We start from the raw sequence: 3,392 nt of genomic DNA, 5'->3' as shown, positions 1-3,392 counted from the left end.
GAAGAAAACCCAGCTTACCAATACGCAGTCGTTCGTAATGCTTTATACAATAAAGGAAAAACAATTGAAATGCTTGTTAACTATGAGCCAGCACTTCAATACTTCGCTGAGTGGTGGAAACAGTTATTTGGTGAAAGTGAAGGGAAAGATCAAAAAGGTATTTTCCCATCTTCAGCAAACTTCTCAACTGACTTACACTCATTAGGTCAATACGTTCAAGAAGGTCGTCGTGACTTATTTGAAACAGTTCTTAAAGTAGGTAAATCTACACATGAACTAACAATCGAATCCGAAGAAAACGATTTAGACGGATTAAACTACCTTGCTGGTGAAACTGTAGACTTCGTAAACACAAAAGCATACGAAGGTACATTACTTGCACATAGCGACGGGGGAGTACCAAACTTAATCGTCAATATTCCTGAATTAAATGAGTACACATTTGGTTACCTTGTATACTTCTTCGAAAAAGCATGTGCGATGAGCGGCTACTTATTAGGCGTAAATCCATTTGACCAACCTGGAGTAGAAGCATACAAGAAAAACATGTTTGCTTTACTTGGTAAACCAGGATTTGAAGAATTAAAAGCAGAATTAGAAGAGCGTTTAAAATAATAAAAAGCGGCCGTAATCCGGCCGCTTTTTATTATTTCATCGAAAAGTCCATTAGTATATTCAAACTAGAGTGGGTATGCTAAAGAAAAAGTCTAGGAGGGATGGGCTTGATTCCGATTCAATCAAATTTAGAGGGACGTACATATGCGTTATATAAGTTAGAAGAAATAATGAAGCCACTTGGGTATAGCATTGGCGGCAATTGGGATTATGAGAAAGGATGCTTTGATTATAAAATTGATGAAGAAGATGGCTATCAATTTTTACGAGTACCATTTACAGCGGTTGATGGAGAACTAGATGTACCTGGTGTAGTAGTTCGTCTTGGAACGCCGTATATTCTTTCGCACGTATATCAAGACGAACTAGATGATCATGTTAATACTTTAACAGCCGGAACGAGTGGAATGGATCAATTTGCTGAGCCGAAAGATCCAGATGGAGATGTAAAAAGAAAGTATATCGATATTGGGAAAGTACTCATGCAAGAACTAGAAAAACATTTTACTAATGGTGAATAACAATGAGTATGTCGCTTTGAATGAGAACAAAGGAATGAACTGGATTAATCATATATTGTTCGTCGCGCTTTATACCTAGTAAGAGAATGTTTTGCTTTAAAAGAGTATAGCTACAATTTGCAAACGTTTGTCCGGTGCAGGAAGATGGAAGTTCCATCAGTTGTAATTTATTATCAGAGATTTCATTGTAAAGTGAAAATAGTACACCTGAAATGGAAGGGAATAAAAGAGAAGCGGTAAATACATAGCTCGTTAATTTATTTCCTTCTATAATTTCTGATGCGCCAGCTCTCGTTGCATTTTGTATTTGTTCAGAAGTAAGAAGTTCAGCGATGCAGTGAATGTTTGGGTTGAGCCCTTTTGCGGTTAAAATATTTAAAATGGACTGTGTATCAGCTAAGCTTTCGTTTTTTTCTTTATCAGCAGTTATTAATATAGTGTGAGCGGTTGTAATATTAGCTTTTAATAATGTTTGATCGTGATGGGGGCATCCTTTTATAAATTCTAAATGATGAAATGGTTTTGGCAGTAAAGAAAGTGTTTCATCAATTAAAACGATATCCAGGTTAGGTTGTAAGATGTGCATTTGTTTTACAACATGTTTTGCTCGTTCGTTCCAGCCGACAATAATCATATGACTGTTAGAAGTCGCGGCTTCTTCTCCTTTAACTTTCATATATTGTTTATTAATCATATCAGTGGCGAATAGCACCATATAATAAGAACAAAAACCAGTTCCAAATAAAATAATACCCATACCGATAAGTTTGCCGATTAGTGTATGCGGGGCAAAGTCACCATAGCCAACAGTGAAAATTGTAACGATTGACCACCAAATTCCATCAAACCATGTGGTAAAGTGAGATGGTTCTAATCTATGTATAAGAAAGCCGGAAAAAGCGGTAAGTATAATAATAAAACAAATTAAACGAAAAATAATGGAATCACGAAATGTATCTACTAATTTTGGACGGGATTTCAATTGCCAATTCCTCCTTATTTTGCAGGACTACATTCATTGTTGCCATTATAGAAAAAAGAAAAACTCTCTAATTTATAAAGAGAGTTTGTTTTACGTTACATACTTTCCACTTCAGTTTGTTGAACACTTTCAAGATGCTGGAGAGCATAGTAAACATCGGCAGTATGTCTTTTTTGATCGATACATAATTTAAGATGTAAATAATGAGAACCATTCTCTAACGTTTTAAGCTTCATATTCTTCACTTTTATATCCATTTCTTTTATTTCTTCAATTACAACTGGGATATTGTCCATATTTCGCACAACAAGTTTTACTACGATATCACGTTGACGAAATGATCTAGGTCCTACGAATTTCATTGTTAACGGTATAAGTTCAACACTAATCATAAGGAAACACATCCCGAAAATTGCTTCGATATAGAATCCAGCTCCAACAGCAATACCAATACCAGATGCGCCCCAGATCATAGCAGCAGTCGTTAGTCCTGCAATACTATCGTTTCCTCTTCTTAAAATAACACCGGCACCTAAAAAACCGATTCCTGATACAATTTGGGCGGCAAGTCGAAGTGGATCCATATTCATATGATCGGTATGTGGTAAATTGTAAGCTGCTTTAATAGAAACAATCGTCAGGAGGCAACTGATAATAGAAATAACTAAACACGTTTTTAAACCAAGTGGTTTACGTTTTAATTCGCGCTCTAAACCGATGGCGAACCCTAAAATAGCCGAAAGACCTAGTTTGATTAATAAATCGGTATAGTCCATATATATTCCTCCTTGTATGATATCGTATATAAATAAAACGTTTATTATAGAAAGAAACGTTTTTGGGTAGAGTGACTTTATATAGAATATATGTAGGAATCTCTTAGAAATGAAAGAGATATTTCGTTTAAGTATATGATAATAAAAAAGGAATGTAGTTAATTTAAAAAAAGTTTATAAAAGGTGTTGCATTTCATTTTACTGCATGATATATTAATAACCGTCGCTGATGCGGAAACGCAGAAAACGACAAAAAAGAAATTGAAAAACTTAGTTGACATTGAAAAACGAAGATGTTAACATAAGGAAGTCGCGAATGAGCGACCAAGTAGTTCTTTGAAAACTGAACGAAACAAACAACGTGAAACGTCAATTTTTGTTTTAGATGCTAGACAAACTAACTTTATTGGAGAGTTTGATCCTGGCTCAGGATGAACGCTGGCGGCGTGCCTAATACATGCAAGTCGAGCGAATGGATTAAGAGCTTGCTCTTATGAA

The 3,392-nt window shown here is 35.4% G+C and carries 4 protein-coding genes and 1 rRNA gene; 3 read left to right on the top strand and 2 right to left on the bottom strand.

Going from position 1 to position 3,392, the window contains the following annotated elements; all coding sequences use genetic code 11:
- Both CGQ22_RS31135 and CGQ22_RS31130 read left to right on the top strand, forming a co-directional pair.
- Nucleotides 1-615: glucose-6-phosphate isomerase (locus CGQ22_RS31135; protein WP_481747943.1), on the top strand; the 615-nt coding region annotated here is incomplete at its 5' end.
- Between the two features lie 107 nt (nt 616-722).
- Nucleotides 723-1,136, top strand: a complete 414-nt coding sequence (locus CGQ22_RS31130) for a YugN-like family protein (protein WP_000612342.1) — start codon at nt 723-725, stop codon at nt 1,134-1,136.
- Here the strand turns inward: CGQ22_RS31130 and CGQ22_RS31125 are convergent.
- Nucleotides 1,123-2,118, bottom strand: a complete 996-nt coding sequence (locus CGQ22_RS31125; protein ID WP_000842314.1) for a potassium channel family protein — start codon at nt 2,116-2,118, stop codon at nt 1,123-1,125. The two genes, CGQ22_RS31130 and CGQ22_RS31125, sit on opposite strands and share 14 nt — an antisense overlap.
- A gap of 95 nt (nt 2,119-2,213) precedes the next feature.
- Nucleotides 2,214-2,894, bottom strand: coding sequence for an MgtC/SapB family protein (locus tag CGQ22_RS31120; RefSeq protein ID WP_000386685.1), 681 nt, complete (start codon nt 2,892-2,894; stop codon nt 2,214-2,216).
- A 403-nt stretch (nt 2,895-3,297) separates the two neighbouring features.
- On the opposite strand from CGQ22_RS31120, the gene CGQ22_RS31110 reads away from it, so the two are divergent.
- Nucleotides 3,298-3,392, top strand: a 16S ribosomal RNA gene (locus tag CGQ22_RS31110); the annotation flags it as partial.

The sequence above is a fragment of the Bacillus sp. M13(2017) genome, assembly GCF_002218325.1.
GTDB classification, from domain to species: domain Bacteria; phylum Bacillota; class Bacilli; order Bacillales; family Bacillaceae_G; genus Bacillus_A; species Bacillus_A thuringiensis_K.
The sequence above is the reverse complement of the archived record's forward strand: the minus strand, read 5'-3'. Positions and strand labels throughout refer to the sequence as shown.

What these genes read in the sequence shown, in the direction of transcription:
- CGQ22_RS31120 (WP_000386685.1), bottom strand. Translation starts at nt 2,894, where the DNA reads ATGGACTATACCGATTTATTAATCAAACTAGGTCTTTCGGCTATTTTA.